Source organism: Sphingobium sp. TB-6 (assembly GCF_012927365.1).
GTDB lineage: Bacteria > Pseudomonadota > Alphaproteobacteria > Sphingomonadales > Sphingomonadaceae > Sphingobium.
In genome coordinates, this window is sequence record NZ_JABBGL010000005.1 from 239,221 (window position 1) to 256,693 (window position 17,473).

Annotated in this window: 19 protein-coding genes; 7 read left to right on the forward strand and 12 right to left on the reverse strand. The window is 64.4% G+C overall.

Going from position 1 to position 17,473, the window contains the following annotated elements; genetic code table 11:
* Window positions 1–2: 2 nt before the first annotated feature.
* The 8 genes from HHL26_RS09505 to HHL26_RS09540 all read right to left on the reverse strand — a co-directional run bounded on the left by HHL26_RS09505 (window position 3) and on the right by HHL26_RS09540 (window position 7,664).
* Complete coding sequence (locus HHL26_RS09505) at window positions 3–434, reverse strand: DUF2147 domain-containing protein (RefSeq protein WP_066558636.1); 432 nt, start codon at window positions 432–434, stop codon at window positions 3–5.
* Window positions 435–567: 133 nt separating this feature from the next.
* Entirely contained in the window at window positions 568–1,560 is a 993-nt protein-coding gene (locus HHL26_RS09510) for a type II secretion system F family protein (RefSeq protein WP_066558635.1), read from the reverse strand.
* 16 nt (window positions 1,561–1,576) lie between these two features.
* Window positions 1,577–2,575: a type II secretion system F family protein gene (locus HHL26_RS09515; protein WP_066558633.1), complete on the reverse strand. Its 999-nt coding sequence runs from the start codon at window positions 2,573–2,575 to the stop codon at window positions 1,577–1,579.
* A gap of 71 nt (window positions 2,576–2,646) precedes the next feature.
* On the reverse strand, window positions 2,647–3,933 hold the full coding sequence (locus HHL26_RS09520) for a pilus assembly protein CpaE (protein WP_066558630.1): 1,287 nt from the start codon (window positions 3,931–3,933) through the stop codon (window positions 2,647–2,649).
* A 1-nt stretch (window position 3,934) separates the two neighbouring features.
* On the reverse strand, window positions 3,935–4,603 hold the full coding sequence (locus HHL26_RS09525) for a CpaD family pilus assembly protein (protein ID WP_066558625.1): 669 nt from the start codon (window positions 4,601–4,603) through the stop codon (window positions 3,935–3,937).
* 17 nt (window positions 4,604–4,620) lie between these two features.
* Window positions 4,621–6,120, reverse strand: a complete 1,500-nt coding sequence (locus HHL26_RS09530) for a type II and III secretion system protein family protein (RefSeq protein ID WP_066558622.1) — start codon at window positions 6,118–6,120, stop codon at window positions 4,621–4,623.
* A 1-nt stretch (window position 6,121) separates the two neighbouring features.
* Window positions 6,122–7,138, reverse strand: a complete 1,017-nt coding sequence (gene cpaB / locus HHL26_RS09535) for a Flp pilus assembly protein CpaB (protein WP_066558619.1) — start codon at window positions 7,136–7,138, stop codon at window positions 6,122–6,124.
* A 52-nt stretch (window positions 7,139–7,190) separates the two neighbouring features.
* The gene (locus HHL26_RS09540; protein WP_066558617.1) at window positions 7,191–7,664 is read right to left on the reverse strand and encodes a prepilin peptidase; all 474 of its coding nucleotides are present in this window, start codon (window positions 7,662–7,664) and stop codon (window positions 7,191–7,193) included.
* Window positions 7,665–7,706: 42 nt separating this feature from the next.
* On the opposite strand from HHL26_RS09540, the gene HHL26_RS09545 reads away from it, so the two are divergent.
* Genes HHL26_RS09545 through HHL26_RS09555 form a run of 3 tightly spaced genes read left to right on the forward strand, consistent with a single transcriptional unit; the run spans window position 7,707 to window position 9,973 of the window.
* On the forward strand, window positions 7,707–8,672 hold the full coding sequence (locus tag HHL26_RS09545) for an alpha/beta hydrolase (protein ID WP_082748608.1): 966 nt from the start codon (window positions 7,707–7,709) through the stop codon (window positions 8,670–8,672).
* Window positions 8,669–9,772 (forward strand): FAD-dependent oxidoreductase, encoded by a 1,104-nt coding sequence (locus tag HHL26_RS09550; RefSeq protein ID WP_066558614.1) that lies wholly within the window; start codon window positions 8,669–8,671, stop codon window positions 9,770–9,772. Before HHL26_RS09545 ends, HHL26_RS09550 begins: the two co-directional genes overlap by 4 nt.
* A 24-nt stretch (window positions 9,773–9,796) precedes the next feature.
* Entirely contained in the window at window positions 9,797–9,973 is a 177-nt protein-coding gene (locus HHL26_RS09555) for a DUF1508 domain-containing protein (RefSeq protein ID WP_082748606.1), read from the forward strand.
* Between the two features lie 16 nt (window positions 9,974–9,989).
* On the opposite strand, the gene HHL26_RS09560 is transcribed toward HHL26_RS09555, so the two are convergent.
* Window positions 9,990–11,318 (reverse strand): oligosaccharide flippase family protein, encoded by a 1,329-nt coding sequence (locus HHL26_RS09560; RefSeq protein ID WP_066558611.1) that lies wholly within the window; start codon window positions 11,316–11,318, stop codon window positions 9,990–9,992.
* A 119-nt stretch (window positions 11,319–11,437) separates the two neighbouring features.
* On the opposite strand from HHL26_RS09560, the gene HHL26_RS09565 reads away from it, so the two are divergent.
* The gene (locus tag HHL26_RS09565) at window positions 11,438–12,205 is read left to right on the forward strand and encodes a phosphocholine cytidylyltransferase family protein (protein ID WP_066558608.1); all 768 of its coding nucleotides are present in this window, start codon (window positions 11,438–11,440) and stop codon (window positions 12,203–12,205) included.
* Here HHL26_RS09565 and HHL26_RS09570 read toward each other — a convergent pair.
* The 3 genes from HHL26_RS09570 to HHL26_RS09580 are packed head-to-tail and all read right to left on the reverse strand — an operon-like array spanning window position 12,193 to window position 14,800.
* Complete coding sequence (locus HHL26_RS09570; protein WP_066558605.1) at window positions 12,193–12,621, reverse strand: HIT family protein; 429 nt, start codon at window positions 12,619–12,621, stop codon at window positions 12,193–12,195. The two genes, HHL26_RS09565 and HHL26_RS09570, sit on opposite strands and share 13 nt — an antisense overlap.
* Window positions 12,618–13,712, reverse strand: a complete 1,095-nt coding sequence (locus HHL26_RS09575; RefSeq protein WP_066558602.1) for a CDP-alcohol phosphatidyltransferase family protein — start codon at window positions 13,710–13,712, stop codon at window positions 12,618–12,620. Before HHL26_RS09575 ends, HHL26_RS09570 begins: the two co-directional genes overlap by 4 nt.
* Complete coding sequence (locus HHL26_RS09580; RefSeq protein WP_066558600.1) at window positions 13,709–14,800, reverse strand: glycosyl transferase; 1,092 nt, start codon at window positions 14,798–14,800, stop codon at window positions 13,709–13,711. The genes HHL26_RS09575 and HHL26_RS09580 overlap by 4 nt, the downstream gene beginning before the upstream one ends.
* A 153-nt stretch (window positions 14,801–14,953) precedes the next feature.
* On the opposite strand from HHL26_RS09580, the gene HHL26_RS09585 reads away from it, so the two are divergent.
* The 3 genes from HHL26_RS09585 to zapE are packed head-to-tail and all read left to right on the forward strand — an operon-like array spanning window position 14,954 to window position 17,332.
* Window positions 14,954–15,742, forward strand: a complete 789-nt coding sequence (locus HHL26_RS09585) for a succinate dehydrogenase iron-sulfur subunit (protein ID WP_066558598.1) — start codon at window positions 14,954–14,956, stop codon at window positions 15,740–15,742.
* Window positions 15,743–15,776: 34 nt separating this feature from the next.
* Window positions 15,777–16,208, forward strand: coding sequence for a PaaI family thioesterase (locus HHL26_RS09590; RefSeq protein WP_066561829.1), 432 nt, complete (start codon window positions 15,777–15,779; stop codon window positions 16,206–16,208).
* The gene (gene zapE, locus HHL26_RS09595) at window positions 16,205–17,332 is read left to right on the forward strand and encodes a cell division protein ZapE (RefSeq protein ID WP_066558595.1); all 1,128 of its coding nucleotides are present in this window, start codon (window positions 16,205–16,207) and stop codon (window positions 17,330–17,332) included. The genes HHL26_RS09590 and zapE overlap by 4 nt, the downstream gene beginning before the upstream one ends.
* Window positions 17,333–17,473: the final 141 nt, after the last annotated feature.

A 17,473-nucleotide genomic window follows, 5' to 3' on the forward strand; every position in this document is an offset into this window, starting at 1 on the left:
ACTCAACGCATCGGCGTCCAGGTCTGGGTTTTGCAGAAGAACATGATGCAGCCCTGCACCTTCAGCGTGCCGTCGCCATTGCGGCTGACCTTGCTGTTATAGGTCTTGCCGCTTTCCGGATCGTAGATCGAACCCTTCCAGAGATCGCCCGCATCTTTAAACCCGGTGAGCAGCGCTAGGCCCGCCAGTGGCTTGCTGCGCAGGGCGGGATCGGGGTTCTTGATGTCGGTCTGCGGACGCCCGGGGGTGGGCTTCACGATTTTCTCGATCCTGCCGCACAGCGTCTTTCCGCAAGGGGCGATCTGGACGATGGCCTTGCCGTCCACTGTGGCCCAGCGGCCGGTGATGGGCTGCGCCGCCTTGGCGGGCAGAGCCGTGACCAGGGGCAGGATGAGCAGCGCGGCGCGGGCGGCGATGCGGGTGATGGCGACCATGGACCTCTCCGGATTTGCGTCTTTGCGGAAGGGGATAAGACAGGATCGGACGCTTCGCCAAGGCCGAAAATCAACGGCTTTCCGTGGATTTCGAAGGGACGCTACGGCAGCGCCCCTTCGCCCCCTCTTATTTTTAGAAGGCCTTGCTGATCGAGCAGGCGGCCGGGCCCAGAATGACGACGAACAGGGTCGGCAGGATGAAGAGAATCAGCGGCACGGTCATGATCGCGGGCAGGCGCGCGGCCTTTTCCTCGGCGCGCATCATGCGCTCATGGCGGAACTCGGCGGACAGCACTCGAAGTGCGGACGCCAGCGGCGTGCCATATTTCTCGGTCTGGATCATGGTCGTCACCACGCCCTTCACCGCATCCAACTTGACGCGGTTGGCAAGGTTTTCGAACGCCATGCGCCGTTCGGTGAGAAAGCTGAGTTCGATCGCCGTCAGGTGAAACTCGTCGCCCAGTTCCGGATAGGCCTTGCCCAATTCGCGGGCGACGCGGCTGAAGGCGGCGTCGACGGTCAGGCCCGCCTCGGCGCAGATCACCAGCAGGTCGAGCGCGTCGGGCAGCCCCTTGCGGATCGCGGCGGAGCGCTTGGCGATCTTGTTGTCGATGAAGATGTCGGGCGCCTTGTAGGACAGCAGCAGCGCGGCGGCGAAGGCCATGAAGCGCTTGGCCCCGCCCCATTCCGGGAAGATGCCGACGGCATAAAGCAGCAGCGCGGCCATGCCGCCGATCACGATCGGCAGGATCATGCGGCTGAAGATCACCGCGACGGCCCAGTCCTTCGACCGGATGCCCGCCTGCGCCAGCTTGATCTGCGCGTCCTTAAGCTGATCGTCCTGCAAAACCTTCAGGCTGGAGAGGAGCGACCGCATCTGATCGGTCGCCTGATTCTTCTTCACCAGCTTGGCGCGGCGGCGGGCGGTGGAGGCGGTGATGCCGGCCTTCAACTGTTCGCGCCGTTCGTTCAATGCCTTGACGCGCTTCGCCATCGGGTCGCGCACGGTCATCACCGCATAGAGCGCGAAGAGGGTCGCCAGCGTCGCCAGCGCGGCCAGCAGCGTGCCGAAATCGGTGGCGGTCAGACCGAACAGTGTGCCGGCGGGGACGGGAACATTTTCCATCTGGTCGGCTTCCTCGTCAGATCTCGAAGTTGATCATCTGTGCCATGATGAAGGCGCCGATCGCCATCCAGCACATGCCGCCGATGCCGATGACCTGCATGGTCGAAAGGCCGAATACTCCCGCCGGATCGGGCGTGAAGAAGGGCGACATATAGTTGTAGTTGATATAGCAGATCAGGCCGAAGACCAGGAACGGCAGCACGCCGATAATATAGGCGGATGCCTTGGATTCCGAGGACATGGCGCGGATCTTGAGTTTCATCTGAGAACGCTGGCGCAGCACGGTGGCCAGGTTCGACAGGGTTTCGGCCAGGTTGCCGCCCGTCTCGCGCTGGATAGCCAGGCTGATCACGAAGAACTGGAATTCCGGCGTGCCCAGCCGGTCGGCGGTTTCCTGAAGCGCCTGGTCCATGGTCTTGCCGATCCTGATCCGCTCCGTGATCATCTTGAATTCCTCGCCCACCGGGCCGGGAACTTCGGTCGACACCACGTTCAGGGTTTCCGCGATGGGAAGGCCCGAGCGCAGACCGCGAGTCAGCAGTTCCAGCGCGTCCGGGAATTTGGCGTTGAACTTCTGCACCCGACCCTTGATCAGCCGGCTGACCCACATATGCGGCAGGCCCAGTCCGGCGGCGAGGCCCAGCATCACCGCGAACAGCGGCGGGAAGCCGCGCAGCATCAGCAGGGCGCACAGGACCAGGAATATGACCGCGCAAGAGGTCATATATTGGCTGACCGTCCATTTCTTGCCGGTCATGCGGATGCGCTTGGCCAGATTTTCCGGATTGGGCACCAGCGACACCAGCATCGTCGATTCGGTGCCGACGGGGCGGTTGGAAATCGCCTTGCGCATGCGCGCTTCCAGAATCGCGTCGGTGGAATCGCTGTGCCGTCCACGGATCAGCTCCATGCGGCGTTTGCGGGCCTTGTCGGGCGAGGGGCCGCCAAAGGCCATGGCGACCAGACCCAGCAAGGTTGCGAGCAGCACCGCGATCAGGATGAAATTGCCGTTCATGTGCCTGCCCGTTCCAAATCCGGTTCCGTCAAAGGAGTCATGCCGCGTTCAAGCGGCGTGACCCGTCATGCTCAGGCCGAAGCCTTGTCCTTGCGGCGCGAGGGGATCATGCTCTTGAGATCGGTGATCTTGCCGAGCAGGGAATCCCCCTTCTTGGCCGGGGGAGCGCCGTTTTCCGCCGCTTCGCCTTCCTCCGCCGCGCCCAATACGCTGTCGAGCAGCATGGTGCAGGCGGCGCCGACCTTGCTGCCCTTCGCGGTTTCCGCCAGCGTCTTGCCGAGCTTGGCCGCCTGCGACGCGACCTTGATGTCGAACGGGATGAGGATGTCGACCTTGCGTTCGATCGACTGTTCGAAATCCTTGCGGCTGATTTCCGGCGAGCCGGGATGGACGCGGTTGGCAACCACCAGCACGCGGGACTGCGGCGCATTGGTCTTGAGCCAGGACAGGATGCGGATCGAATCGCGTGCCGCCGCCAGCGTCAGTTCGGTGACGACCACGGTGACGTTCACGTCGCTCATCAGGTGCGGATGCTGAATCAGCATGGCGCGCGGCAGGTCGATGACGCTGCATTCGAAGGCGGCGCGGAACTCCTCCAGCAATTGGTAGAAGGCGCCGCCATCGGTCAGCAGCGGCTGGCTGATCGGCGCTTCGGCTGACAGGATGGCCAGCGTGTCGCTGGCGCGGACCATGGCGCGTTCGATGAACAGCCCGTCGATGCGGCTGGGATTTTCGATCGCGTCGGTCAGGCCACGACCCGGCTCCAGGTCCATCGCCAGCGCATTGGTGCCGAAATGGACGTCGAGGTCGAGCAGCGCGGTCGGTCGCTTCTTCTTGTCGCTCAGCAGCCAGGCGAGCGAGGTGGCGAGGCTGGACGCGCCCACGCCGCCACGCGTGCCGATGACCGCCGTGGTCATGTGCGGGCGTTCAGGCCCAGCGTCACGGGGTGCGAAGAACACCGCCTGCGCCTGCGCCAGCGCGTCGCGCAACTGATCGGCGCCGAAGGGCTTGAGCAGATAGTCCTGAATGCCGCTCGCCAGCAGGTCGCGATAGAGGCGCACGTCATTGACCTGACCCGCCGCGATGACGACCGTGCCGGGTTCGCACACTTCCGCCAGGCTGTTGATGTCATTGAGCGGATCGCCGCTTTCCGACATGTCGATGAACAATATCTGCGGCGAAGCGGTGATCGACAGGCTCTGCACTGCGTTGCGCATGCCGCCCTTGTTCACTTTTTCCGGCGCCCAACCCATTTCGGCTGCGACCACGCGCAGCAGATCGAAGCTGTGATCGTCGCAGACGAAGGCGTGGAAGGGGTCACGCTGGCCGGACGCGCCGGGTTTCCAGGGTGCGTTCATATCACTTGCCTCCCGACAGGGTCTTGAGGTCGCCAGAGCCGGTCGGCGCCTTTTCGCGATAGGTGGAAATCGCCCGGTTGGACGTGGCGGTGCGCAGGTCGCTGTCGGTGGTCTGGCCGCGAACCAGATCCTCCGGATTGGCGATCATCGCCGCCAGATTGCCGTTCACGCCGCAGCCGAAATTGGTCGATGCGCCCAATTGGATGTCGGTTTCCGGCTTGTCCGACCAGTTGGGGCAGCCCGGCACGCTGGCGGTGGCGCGGCGCACGATCAGGCGGACGGCGCCCTGCGGCGCGGTGCCGGCGACGGCAGAGCTGTCCTCTCCCACCAGCATGCCGTGGCGGGCGACGACATCGGCTATGCCTTCGCGCAGGGCAGGGCTGTAATAGGCTGCGTCCGTCGCCACGGCGACCTGGTCGCCATAGCCAAGACCGATGGAAACGAACCAGTCGTCCAGGCGGCGGGCCTCCGAAACGGTCAGGCCGCCGTCGGGGCCGGCCTGCACGTCATAGGTGAAGGCGTTGTGGCTGACGACCGGCTGGCGCACTGATTCCACGCCGCGATTGGCGGCCTGGTCGGTCTGGCAAGCGGCCAGCGGCAATGCCATCAGGGCCAGAGCGCCGAGGCGGACACCGAAGCGGACGGGGGTTTTGCGAGACTGGAAAGTCATGTCTTTCGTCCTTCGGATCAGAAGCTGAAGCCCGGTGCGGCGTCCTTCGAACGCTTTCCGGAGTCTCGGGCGGCGATGGGCGGCAGGGCGGCCGATGTCTGCGGGCCGGGTGCCGGGACGGGGCCGTTAGGCGCGCGACTCGGCATCGGGGCGCGGGCGCCGCTGATGCCGTCATGCATCTGCTCCAGGAACAGACCCTGGCCCTCATTGGCGTTGCGGAACCCATCGGTCGGCAGGCGCACGTCGGATGCGTTGATCGGCTTCACCAGATAGGGGGTGACGACGATGACCAGTTCCGTCTCGTGGCGCTGGAAACTGCGCGACTTGAACAGGCTGCCCAGGATCGGCAGGTTGCCGATGCCGGGAACCTTGTTGATATTGTTTGCCGTATCGTTGTTGAGCAGGCCGGCGATCATGAAGGCCTGGCCCGAACCCAGTTCCACCGTTGTTTCGGCGGTCCGGCTCTTGAGTGCCGGTACGCTGGAGTCGACCGAAAAGTCGAGGCTCGACACCGTCGGGCGGACACGCAGCGAGATGCGGCCATCGGCCAGCACGGTCGGCGTGAACGCCAACTGCACGCCATATTGCTTGAATTCGATGCTGTTGCCCTGCGTGCCGTTGCTGACCGTATAGGGATATTCGCCGCCTGCCAGGAAGCTGGCGGTTTCACCCGACAGCGATGTCAGATTGGGTTGGGCGAGGGTGGTCGCAAGGCCGCTCGATTCCGCGAGGTCCAGCACGGCGCCAATATCCAGGCCCAGCACGCGCGCGACACCGCCAAGGCTGTAACCGCCATCCGCGGTGAAGTTGAATGTTCCCCCACCGCCTGCGTTGAAGGTGAGGGCATCGCGCGTGCCGCCGCCGATGCCGCCCGCCCACTTGCCTCCGCTGACGTCTTGCGATTTCCAGTTCATGCCGATCTTGTGCCCGATATCGCGGGACACTTCGGCAATCTTGACCTGCAGGTTGACCTGCAGCGGCGTCGCGGTGCGCAGGCGGCTGACCACCGTCACATCCTTGCCGACAAAGGCCTGGGTCAGCCGTTCGGCCTCCGCCGCATCTTCCGGCGCGGCGATGGTGCCGGTCAGCAGGACCATGCCGTTCATCTTGTTGACCGCGATATCGGCGTTCGGCATCGCCAGCTTCAGCATCTGATCGAGGCTGGTCAGGTTGTTGCCGACGCGCACCGTGCCGGAAAACAGCACCTTGCCGTTGGTGGCCGTGACGAAGACCGTGGTTTCGCCGGCCGCTTTCGCGATCAGGTAAAGCTGGTTCTGCGACCGGACATGGACGTCGACGACATTGGGATCTCCGATCACCACGTCCGACATCTTGGACGGCAGGTTGATGACCTTGCTTCCGCCTACGGATAGCAGGATCGCATTGTCCTGCATGGCGGCAGGCGCAGCGTTGAGCGCGGTGGTCGGCGCCGCGGCGGCGGCAACCGCCAGACCGATCGCGATGGCCGGGCCGAGCAGCGGCCTGGCCGCGCCGGTATGGACAGTGAACCCCTTCATCTTACTTCCCCCCGACCGGAACGACGGTCACACTGGTGCCGCGGGCGATGCGGATCACCGGGCCTTGGCCCACGGCAGCCATGGAGGGCGCGCCGCCCATGGGAACGCCGCCTGCGGGCATGGCTTGCAAAGGCTTGGCGGGGACGCTGCTGCGCTGGTAGCGCGAAACGTCGGCGCCGGTGGAATAGGTGCTGCCCTTGTCGACCGGGCGGGCCGAAAGGCTGGCGAGCAGCTTCTTTTCGGCATTGGGATTGCTGGCAGCGGACAGGTCGACATCGCTGCCCGCAATGGCGGCGTCCAGTTCCGACGAATTGTCGGCCAGCGAACGCAGCGTGAGCGAAAGGGAGCCGATGGTCTGCGCCACCGCGATCTTCTCGGCAATCTTGGGCGTCACTTCGATGGTGACGTTGGAATAGGTCTGGACGACGGGCTTGCCGTCGGCGCCCAGCGCGTCCATGCGCTGGTCGGTGGCAAGCACGCGCAGATTGCGCAGGATGGTTTCGGACACTTTGAGCGGTTCGCCATCGCCACCGCCGCTAACGCTCTGCGTCAGCATCAGGTCGACGCGATCGCCCGGAAAGACGAAGCCCGCGACCGAATTCTGCGCCGACACCGGCACGGTCACGGCGCGCATGCCCGGCCCGAGCGCTGCGGCCAGGAAGCCGCGCTCACCCGGCTTGATCACCGAACCCAGCGTCATCGGCTGGCCGGCGGAAATGGCGGTGCGGATGACGCTGCCCACCAGTTTCTGCGGATCGGACTGGCCCTTGATATAATAGGCCTGTTCGACAAGGTCCTTGGGCCAGGGCTGGAAGCGGAAGCTTTCCGCGTCCAATATGGTGCCCACCGGCAATGCCTTGGTCGCGACCAGCACATGGGGCTGGTCCGCTTCGACGGGCATGGATGATGCGCCGGCCTGAGGCGTGCCTGACGAACTCAGCATGTTGCGTGCGAGCAAGGCTGTAGTGATCGCTATGATAAGCGCCCCCACCAGCAGCACGATCTTCTTGGCATCCATGATGAAATTCGCCTCCCTCAATCAGACGAGTTGCGTCCGAGCCCCCGGATATTCACGCAAATTGGTTAATATATCGTTCGCCAAGCAGCCAAAGCGCGGCGAACGAGATCGCAATGCCATAGGGGATTTGCGGCTGACCCAGCCGCCGGGTCATGCGATGGTGCACGACAGTCACGATGGTGACGACGCCCCCCAGCACCGCCATCAGCATCAGCATCGACAAGGTCGCCTGCCACGGGAACCAGAGCGCCAGCGCGCCCAGCAGCTTGACGTCGCCGCCGCCCATGCAGCCAAGAGAGAACAGCACGGCAAAGGCGATGAACACGATCAGGGCTGCCAGCAGTTGCACCGCTATGCCCGGCCACAGCGGCAAACCGCAGGCCAGCCACCAGAGCGGCGCCAGCGCGGCCACCGTCAGGTTCAGCCGGTTGGAGATGATGCGTGACCGCAAATCCGTGACAGACGCCACGATCAGCAGCAGTGCCAGGGCGCCGATCAGCGCCATTCTGAAAATATCCCCCGTCATGGATTCGAAACAGTAGACCCGATGGCTTACCAAAGCGTAACCATGCCGCCGATGGATTCGCCCCGCTCCGTTCCCGCCCTGTTTGATCGCCGCGCCTGGCCGATGGACGGGCGGCTCGATTACTGGACTGCCCCCGACGGCTGGCCGCTGCGTCGCTATCGGCTGGGCGATGGCGCGCGCGGCCGGATGCTGGTGCTGGGCGGCCGGGGCGACATGATCGAGAAATATCTCGAAGTGATCCACCATTGGGCCGGACGCGGATGGGCCGTCACCAGCTTCGACTGGCGTGGGCAGGGTGGTTCCGGGCGACTGACCGACGATCCGCTTTGCGGGCATATCGGGGATTTCGGTCAGTGGATCGCTGATCTCGACGCCTTCGCCGCCGACTGGCGCGCGGAAGGAGACGGGCCAACAGTGATCGTCGCGCACAGCATGGGCGGGCATCTGCTGCTGCGCGCCCTGGCCGAGGGGATGGCGTCGCCCGATGCCGCCGTGACGGTCGCGCCGATGATGGGGGTGCATAGCGCGCCCTTGCCACGCTGGCTGGCGGTGGCGATTGCCGAGACGATGTGCGCTTTGGGCTTTGACCGGAAGCAGGCCTGGACGCAGAAGGAGGAGTCGGAGCGCCAGCGGCACATGCGGCAAAAGCGTCTGACCCATGATCCGGAGCGCTATGCCGATGAGCTGTGGTGGCGCGACCATAGCCGGGACGTGGCGCTGGGGCCGCCGAGCTGGAAATGGGTGGAGCAGGCGTTGCATTCGACCCATGCGCTGGAGCAGGGGCGAGGGATTGAGGGGATTGCGGTGCCCTTGCTGATTCTGGCCGCGCAGACCGACCAGCTCGTTTCGACACCTGCCATCAGGCGGATCGCGGCCCGGATTCCGGGCGCGCGGTTGCACGTCTATGGGCGTGAGGCGGCGCATGAAATATTGCGGGAGCTGGACCCGGTGCGGCTGGATGCGCTGGCGCGGATCGACGGCTTTCTGGATGAAGTCGCACCCCGATGAACAGGCCCGATATCGTCATCGTCGGCGGCGGGATCGCCGGGGCGAGCCTTGGCGCGACACTGGCCGGGCGCGCGCGCGTGCTGCTGCTGGAGATGGAGCCGAGCGCGGGCTATCACGCCACTGGGCGGGCGGTTTCCTTCTGGGAGGAAACCTATGGCGGGCTGGCGGTGCAGCCGCTGACCACCGCGTCGGGGCCAATGCTGGCCGCGCCCGATCCGGAATTTTCCGACGCTTCCTTTCTGACGCCGCGCCGGACACTGCATGTCGGAAGGGTGGGCGATGCGGCGGCGCGGGATCGGCTGCTGGAGGAATTTGGTGGCAAGGTGGCCTTGCACATGGTCGATCCTGCCGCGCTGGTGCCGGGACTGCGGCCGGAATGGACGCTAGGCGTGCTGGAGCCGGGGGTGTGCGACATCGACGTGGCGGCGCTGCATCAGGCCTGGCTGCGGCGGTTCCGGCGCCTGGGCGGAGAGGTTCGGCTGGCGACGGCGTTGCGGCGGGCCGAGGCGTTGGACGATGGCTGGCGGATCGAAACGGATGAGGGCGCGATCGACTGCGGTGTTATCGTCAACGCGGCGGGCGCCTGGGCGGACGATGTGGCCAGAGCCTGCGGGGTGGCGCCGATTGGGATCGCACCGCTACGGCGGACGGTGGTGCAACTGCGCGTGCCAGCCATGCCCTCCGCCGATCTGCCGCTGGTCATGGACCTCGCCTCGCAATTCTATTTCAAGCCGGAGGGGGAGGGGCGCGTCTGGTTGACTCCTCATGATGAGGAACCCTCACTGCCTTGCGATGCCGCGCCTGAGGAACTGGCCGTGGCTGAGGCGATTGCGCGGTTCGAGGCGGTGGTGGATTGGCCGGTGGAGGCGGTGGAGCGCAAATGGGCGGGACTGCGCAGCTTCTCCCGCGATCGGGCGCCAGTCTATGGTTTCGATCCGGCGGCGCGGGGCTTTTTCTGGTTCGCGGGACAGGGCGGATTCGGTATCCAGACTTCTCCCGCCGCCGCCTTGCTGGCTGCTGACCTGCTCAGAAGCGAAGCGCCGTCACAGGCAGTTGCCAGCATCGATGCGGCGCCCTATTCTCCGGCCCGGTTTCGGTAACGCAACAAGCCCGGAGGATGGACCATGGCGCACAAGTTCGTGATCGAGAAGAACAAGGCTGGCGAGTTCGTCGCCAAGTTCAAATATAATAGTGAAACGATCTTCTGGACCGAAGGCTACACCAACAAGGCTGGGGCGAAGAATGCTATCGAATCCATCTTGAAAAACGGCCCCGGCGCGGCGGTTGAAGAAGCGGAATAAGGTTTCGGATACTCCATTATTCGGCGTTGTCGGCACGCCGTCCCACGGCCTGCCGGCTCGCCAATCCCATCATCGCGAAGCCCACGATCGAGGCGATGATATTCGCGCTTGCCGCTCCGATCGTTCCATAGATCGGCAGTAACGCCGCCTGCATTCCCAACAGCAGCGCCGTCGAAATCAACGTGATGCGCAGCGACAGGCTGGCCCGGTCGGTCGCCATCAGCAGCGGGCGGTAGCTCACGCCGACCAGATCGATGCAGGCCGCGACGCCCAGCAGCAGCAGCAGGGGATAGGCGGGCAGAAATTCCTTGCCCGCGATCAACCCCAGCAGAGGATGCCCGATGGTCAGGATCAGGGCGATGATGACCGCGCCTGCGATCAGCGCCAGCCTGTTCGTCCGCCGGAATAACGTGCCTAGCGCTTCATGGCCATGGCTCGAATGCGTGCGGCTCAACTCCACGAAGATGCTGCGCGACAGCAGGCTGGAAATCTTGGTCAGGGAATTGGCGAGCTGGTTGGCAAGCCGGTACAACCCCGCTCCGGCCGGACCGACGAACAGGCCGACCACCAGCACGGCCACCTGCTGGCCGACCGAAGACAGTGTCGTCTGCAAATTGGTCGCCGTGAGAAAGCCGACGATGCCGGGATTTTCCGCCCGCGCGTCCAGTGCCCGGCCCGCCCGCCAGTTCCCCAGTTTCTCCCCCCCGGCCCGCAGCGCCAGCCACCAATAGCTGACCGCGCACAGCAATTCCGCCGCGCCCCAGGCGATCAGGAAGCCGGTCACGTCGGGCATCAGCACCCAGGCCAGCCCCGCGCCGATCATGCGTCCGACCGGGATCATCGTTTCGGCAAAGGCGCCGGAATCGAAGCGGTCGAACAGCCGCAGCACGCCGGTCGGACTGGACCGGATGGTGATCATCATCACCATGCAGAAGATCCAGGCCTGCCACCCCAGGGCGGACGACAATTCCATCAGCGATCCGAAGGCGAGGATGATGAAGGCCGCGATCAGCCCGCCCGCGACGGCCGAGGCCAGGTCGATCAGGATGCAGAAGCGCAGCACCCGGTTCAGCGCATCGCCATTGCCTGCGGCCAGATGCGGCTGGCCGTAGCGCACGACGATCTGCCAGCTATCGAAGCTGACCAGCGTCTTGATGACGTTGGCGGCGCTCAGCACCAGCGCGAACCGACCGAAATCCGCGACGCCCAAGGTGCGCGTGACGATGGCCAGATAGGCAAGGCTGAGCACCGCGCCCACGCCCTTGCCGCCCAGCAGCCAGCCGGTGTTCGCCAGAATGCGGGCGAAGCCTTCCTGAGCGCCACCCGATCCGCGCTTGCTCGTCACTTGAGTTCCGGCCTTTCCCTGGCGCGCCGACCGACCGGCGCGCGCCTATCTAGGATCGGCCAGGGTGCGATGCAACACACGCTGTTCCTGGCGTTCCATTTGCGTTAAGGGGGCGCCCCATGACGATTTCCAAAGCCATCATCCTTTCCGCAGGCCAGGGTTCGCGTCTGCTTCCGCTGACCCGCGACGTGCCCAAATGCATGATCGACTTCAACGGCCGCACCCTCATCAGTTGGCAGGTCGCCGCGCTGGTGGCCAATGGCGTGACCGATATCGTCGTCGTCACCGGCTTCCGCACGGAACGGGTGGAGGACCATGCGCTGCAACTCTATCGCGAAACCGGCGCGCGCATCCGCACCGTGTTCAACCCCTTTTTTCAGGTGGCCGACAATCTGGGCACCTGCTGGATCGTGCGGGAGGAGATGGACCGCGACTTCATCATCCTGAACGGCGACACCATCGTCTCGGACGAGATTGTGGGCAAGCTGATCGATGGGGCTGAAGACGCCATCACCGTCACCGTGGACGTCAAGCATGGCGACTATGACGATGACGACATGAAGGTGAACCGGGACAAGACGGGCCGCCTGCATGCGATCGGCAAACGGTTGCTGCCACATGACACCAACGCCGAATCCATCGGCATGCTGGCTTTCCGGGGCGAAGGGCCGGCGATTTTCCGCAACCAGATCGACCAGATGATGCGCACGCCCGAAGGCGTGGAGCGCTGGTATCTGCGCGCCATCGACATCATCGCCAAGGGCAACCGCGTCGGCACCGTCTCGATCGAGGGGCTGGACTGGCAGGAAGTCGACTTCCCGCAGGATGTCGAGGCGGCGAAGGCGCTCACCGCCCGCTGGCTGACCGAGGACCGCTACGCGAAATAAGGCTTGAGCCAGCCGGTCAGCGCGGCGATCTGCTCAGCGCTGAGCTTCACCGCAATGCCGAGGTCGGGCTGCCCTGGCCATCCGGCGTCGGTGATCTCAAGACCTGCATGATTGCGGCTGCCCTCATGGCGGGGCAGCACATGGAAATGGACGTGTGGGTCCACCATCATCAGCATCAGATAATTGATCCTGGCATAGCCTACCGCCTGTCCGAGCGCGCTTTCGATCGCCTTGGTCACGGTTGCCAGTTCGGCATGAGCTTCCGGCGGCAGGTCGCCAAAGGCGGTGGCGTCGGACTTCGCCGCAAGCACCAGCGACCCCAGCGTCGGTTGGGCGGGGCGCAGCAACACCACCCAATGCGCGAACTCCGCGATCAGGGTGGCGGGAAAGCCGAATTTCTCGATGGTCGCGTTCATGCCCTTGCCTCCATCCAACTGACTATGGGCTGCCCGGAGCGCTTCGCGCCATAGGCCTGCATCAGCCGCACGGCATGGACGACCAGCGAGATGATCGTCCACCAGGCGAGCGCGATCAGCCCGATATCCGGTCGCCCGGCCAACAGCGCGACGAACAGGATCACCATATTCGGATTACGCCGCGCGGTGATCAGGCGGAACCAGCTATCGAACCGGCCCCAGACATGAATGTCCATCCCGAAATCCTTGATGAACATGCCCTCGATCAACCGTTGCAGCACATAGCCCGCGATCACCGCCGCCATGACCAGCGCGAAGCTCTGCGTCGACAGCGCCAGCCCCCAGGCCGACAGTCCCACGCCCCAGAAATACCACCAGAAGGGCGGATGGACGAGGTCGACGCCATGGTCAGCCACATTGCCCCATTTGGACGAGGTGATGGTGCAGCGGGCAAGCTTTCCGTCCACCGTGTCGAGCACCATGAAGACGAACCCGGCAAGCATGCCCGTCCAATAAAGCCCCTGCGCGAAGAACCAGGTCGCCGCCACGCAGAGCGTCGCGCCGATTGCCGTCACCATATTGGGCGTCATGCCGATCGAAGCCGCCAGCCGCGTCAGCCATAGCGCCAGTTCGGGCCAGAGATATTTGGTGAGGAGGTCCGTGACGCCCTTATAGGCGCCGAAATAGCTGCGCCGCTCAATCTCCCGCCGGGTCGTGGGGGTCAGTTCCTTGACGAAGGGCTGTTCCAGCTTGCGCAGTTGCCGGTTGTAGAGCTTCCGCCCGTCGGACAGGTCTACGACATGCGCAGCCTTCAGCGGATCGCTGCCCGCAGGCACCTGTCCGACGACCGGCGCGGCGCCCCAGACGAAGACCGTCCCCGGCTCCTCCAGCACCAGCCGCAGCAGCATGGGGTCGAAGGCATAGCCGAGGTTGAACAGAAGCTCATGGCCCTCCGCCAACAGGCTGCCGTTCTGCGCGGCGCTTTCGGCCATGCGGCGGCAGCGTTCGGCATTGGACATGCCCCAGATGCGGGTCGCATTGTCGCCCAGCAGCCGCACCGGCCCCAAAGCGGTCGTGATCGTCTGCGTCATAGGGCGGCCGTCCTTTCGGATTTCCGGGCAAAATCCAGGATGAGGTCGGCCTGCCGCTCCGAGGCGGGGGTGGGGGATCGGTCGATGGAATCGGACATGGCCGCTTCCTGAGCATCAACGAACGCCGCTTGCAAGCCCGCGGCGCGCTCCAGCGCCTGGGGCAATGCCGCCATATCCTCGATCACCGGCCCCAGCCGCCAGTGCGCGAAGGTCTCATCGCCGCGCCAGTCGCACCGTTCGAGGTTCAGGAAGATGCATGGGCGAGGTTCGAGAAGGAACTCGTAGACCTGGCTCGATACGTCACCCAGATAGACATCCGCACTCATGGTGTAGCTCATGTCGATCGAATGGCGGCTGCCCATGTCGACGCGGATATGCGAGGCTGTGGTCCGGATGGGAGCGGCGCGTGCGGCGAGCTTGGTATGCGGGGCGATGATGACGTTCCAGCCCTCCAGCGCCTCCAGCGTGGCGAGCACCTCCTGTCCATGCCGCACCCATGACGAAAGCTTTGCATCGAAATGGGGATTGTAGAGCAGCACCGGCAGATCATTGTCGAAGAAACGCTGTCGCTGCGCCTTCAGCTCGAACTTGGCATAGCCGCCGACGGCGCAATTCTCCGGCGTGCAAAGACCCCGGCTGATCATGCGCCGCCGGTCCTTTTCTCCACCCACCAGGGTCAGGTCGAAGGCGGCATGGCGCGCCTTGTAGCCGCCCTCGCGGTCGCCCGCGCCATGCTTGATGAGCGCCATGCGCGAGGAAAAACCCGGCACCTTGCGCAACCAGCCGCTCGATATCTCGGTCGTGACCAGCAAGGGATAGCGGCGGATGGTCGAATAGTTGAGCGCCAGCGTCAAAAGCCGCGAAGGCTGCCGGAACAGCGAGTCGGGCGGGAAGGGCGGACGGCGCAGGCGCACGAGGTGGAGCGCCCCGTCAGGATCGTAGCTCGCCGCCAGGTCGAGAATGCTGGCGGATGGCGAAAGCACATGCACCTTGACCCCCGCCCGGCGCGACAGCGCAAGGGCTGCCGGCAGCCAGTGGTAGATTTGATGGGCTTCGGCAATGGCCAGAAAGGCTATGTCGGTCGGCAAAGGCGGGCTCTCCAGGATGTGCTGCGCCGTAACGACAGAAACGGCTTCAAATCAAGCAAGCCCGTTTTTGCATTGCGTCAGTGCTGGACCTTTGCAGATTTTTTGTTATGCGCAACGCCGACTGAAGGATCATCCGAAGAGGCGTGACGAGCAATGGCCGAATTTGCGTTGCCCAAGAACAGCAAGATCAGCGCCAAGGGCGTAACCCACAAGGCGCCTGACGGCGCCACCAACGTCAAGAGCTTCAAGGTCTATCGCTACGACCCCGACTCCGGCCAGAACCCGCGCTACGACACGTTCGAGATCGATCTCGACAATTGCGGCCCGATGGTTCTGGACGCGCTGCTGAAGATCAAGAATGAATATGATCCGACGCTGACCTTCCGCCGCTCCTGCCGGGAGGGCATTTGCGGCTCCTGTTCCATGAACATGAACGGCCGCAATGGCCTGGCCTGCACCACCTCCATCGAGGAATGTTCGGGCAAGGAAGTGCGCGTCACGCCGCTGCCGCACATGGACGTGATCAAGGATCTGGTGCCCGATTTCACGCATTTCTACGCGCAGTACAATTCGATCAAGCCCTGGCTGCAAACCGTCAGCCCGCCGCCGAGCGGCAAGGAGCGGCTCCAGTCGCCCGCCGACCGCGAAAAGCTGGACGGGCTTTACGAGTGCATTCTGTGCGCGTGCTGCTCGACGAGCTGTCCCAGCTACTGGTGGAACAGCGACAAGTTCCTGGGCCCGGCGATCTTGTTGCAGGCCTATCGCTGGCTGGCCGACAGCCGCGACGAATATACCGGCGAGCGTCTGGATGAGCTGGAAGATCCCTTCCGTCTCTATCGCTGCCACACCATCATGAACTGCGCGAATGTCTGCCCCAAGGGTCTGAGCCCGGCCAAGGCGATCGCGGAAACCAAGAAGATGATGGTCGAGCGGCAGCTCTGATAGGGTGAGCGACGGAGCGGGTCATCTGAGCCCCGTGGCCGATGGGCCATGGGCTGGCTGGCTGTCCTGGACCGACACGGTGCCGGGAACGTTCCTCGACTCGGCCATCGGCACCAGCTATTCGCGCAGCGATGCGGCGGGCAAGGCGACGGTCATGCTGGAAAGCCGGCCGTCGCACGCCAACCGGCTGGGCGCGCTGCACGGCGGCTTTCTCGCCGGTTTTGCCGATCATGCCTATTTTGCCGCGCTGGCGGCTATGGGCCGGCCGGAACAGGCGGCTGCGGTGACCGTTGACCTTTCCATGCAATATTGTGGTTCAGGCAAGATAGGGCCGCATCTGTGCGCGGAAATCGAATTGCTGCGCGAGACGGGGCGGTTGATGTTCCTGCGCCTGACCATTTCACAGGATGATGAACTGATCGCGGCATCGACCGCGACCGTGCGCAAGGCGTCTGTCGCGAAGTGACCAGCGTCATCGCCCGATATGACGCGCTCGTCGCGGCAGGCGAATTGCGGCGCGATCCTGATCAGCGGGCGGCGGCGGAGAGACTCGACCGGCTGCAGCACGAACTGGAAGCGACGCCCCCGCGCGGTTCGACGCTGTGGAAACTGCTCCGCAAAGCGCCGGAACCGCCGCGCGGCCTTTATATGTGGGGCGGCGTCGGGCGGGGCAAATCGATGCTGATGGACCTGTTCTTCGACACGGTTCATGTCCAGCGCAAGAAGCGCGCGCATTTCCACGAATTCATGCTCGACGTGCATGCCCGGCTGGCAGAGGCGCGCAAGTCGGAGACGGGCGATCCTATCCCGCCGGTGGTCGAGTCGCTGGCGGAGGAAGCGCGACTGCTTTGCTTTGACGAGATGGTCGTCAACAATATGGCCGACGCCGCCATCATGTCGCGGCTGTTTACGGGTTTGCTGGAAAAGCGGGTGACGATCGTCACCACCTCCAACCGCGAGCCGGACGAACTCTACAAAAACGGTCTCAACCGCCAGCTTTTCCTGCCTTTCATCGATCTGATCAAGTTGAAGCTGGACGTCATGACGCTGAACGGGCCGACCGACTACCGGCGCGATCGCCTGGGCGATGCCGAGCTTTGGCATGCGCCCAATGGTCCGGCGGCGACCAAGGCGCTGTCCGAAGCCTTTTTCCGCCTGACCGACTATCCGGTCGAGGATCGCGCCAAGGTTCCGGCCGAAGACATAAAGGTGCAGGGCGGACGCACGCTGCATGTGCCCAAGAGCCTGAAGGGCGTGGCCGTCTTTTCCTTCAAGCGCCTCTGCGCCGAGGCGCGCGGCGCGCCCGATTATCTGGCGATCGCGCGCAAATATCACAGCGTCATCATCGTGGGCATCCCGGTGCTGGGGCCGGAAAAGCGCAATGAGGCGGCGCGCTTCGTGACGCTGATCGACGCGCTGTACGAATATAAGGTGAAACTGCTCGCTTCGGCGGATGCGGAGCCTGCGCGGCTTTATCCGGAAGGCGACGGCGCGTTTGAATTTGAGCGCACCGTATCGCGCCTCATGGAAATGCAGTCGGACGACTATCTGGCCCTGGGTCACGGAGAGAATGGCCAGGGCGAGAAATAATCTCGGCCTGCCGCACGTCCGTTCATCTCGTAACAATCTATTATCAGGAAAAAGAGCCCGCACGCTCCCTTAAAGGGAGGCGTGCGGCAGGTGGCCGCTGTGGGGAAGGGCCATGCGCCAGGGTAGGAGCGCTTGGATGAC

What these genes read in the sequence shown, in the direction of transcription:
- HHL26_RS09505 (WP_066558636.1), bottom strand. Translation starts at nt 434, where the DNA reads ATGGTCGCCATCACCCGCATCGCCGCCCGCGCCGCGCTGCTCATCCTG.
- HHL26_RS09510 (WP_066558635.1), bottom strand. Translation starts at nt 1,560, where the DNA reads ATGGAAAATGTTCCCGTCCCCGCCGGCACACTGTTCGGTCTGACCGCC.
- HHL26_RS09515 (WP_066558633.1), bottom strand. Translation starts at nt 2,575, where the DNA reads ATGAACGGCAATTTCATCCTGATCGCGGTGCTGCTCGCAACCTTGCTG.
- HHL26_RS09520 (WP_066558630.1), bottom strand. Translation starts at nt 3,933, where the DNA reads ATGAACGCACCCTGGAAACCCGGCGCGTCCGGCCAGCGTGACCCCTTC.
- HHL26_RS09525 (WP_066558625.1), bottom strand. Translation starts at nt 4,603, where the DNA reads ATGACTTTCCAGTCTCGCAAAACCCCCGTCCGCTTCGGTGTCCGCCTC.
- HHL26_RS09530 (WP_066558622.1), bottom strand. Translation starts at nt 6,120, where the DNA reads ATGAAGGGGTTCACTGTCCATACCGGCGCGGCCAGGCCGCTGCTCGGC.
- cpaB (WP_066558619.1), bottom strand. Translation starts at nt 7,138, where the DNA reads ATGGATGCCAAGAAGATCGTGCTGCTGGTGGGGGCGCTTATCATAGCG.
- HHL26_RS09540 (WP_066558617.1), bottom strand. Translation starts at nt 7,664, where the DNA reads ATGACGGGGGATATTTTCAGAATGGCGCTGATCGGCGCCCTGGCACTG.
- HHL26_RS09545 (WP_082748608.1), top strand. Translation starts at nt 7,707, where the DNA reads ATGCCGCCGATGGATTCGCCCCGCTCCGTTCCCGCCCTGTTTGATCGC.
- HHL26_RS09550 (WP_066558614.1), top strand. Translation starts at nt 8,669, where the DNA reads ATGAACAGGCCCGATATCGTCATCGTCGGCGGCGGGATCGCCGGGGCG.
- HHL26_RS09555 (WP_082748606.1), top strand. Translation starts at nt 9,797, where the DNA reads ATGGCGCACAAGTTCGTGATCGAGAAGAACAAGGCTGGCGAGTTCGTC.
- HHL26_RS09565 (WP_066558608.1), top strand. Translation starts at nt 11,438, where the DNA reads ATGACGATTTCCAAAGCCATCATCCTTTCCGCAGGCCAGGGTTCGCGT.
- HHL26_RS09570 (WP_066558605.1), bottom strand. Translation starts at nt 12,621, where the DNA reads ATGAACGCGACCATCGAGAAATTCGGCTTTCCCGCCACCCTGATCGCG.
- HHL26_RS09575 (WP_066558602.1), bottom strand. Translation starts at nt 13,712, where the DNA reads ATGACGCAGACGATCACGACCGCTTTGGGGCCGGTGCGGCTGCTGGGC.
- HHL26_RS09585 (WP_066558598.1), top strand. Translation starts at nt 14,954, where the DNA reads ATGGCCGAATTTGCGTTGCCCAAGAACAGCAAGATCAGCGCCAAGGGC.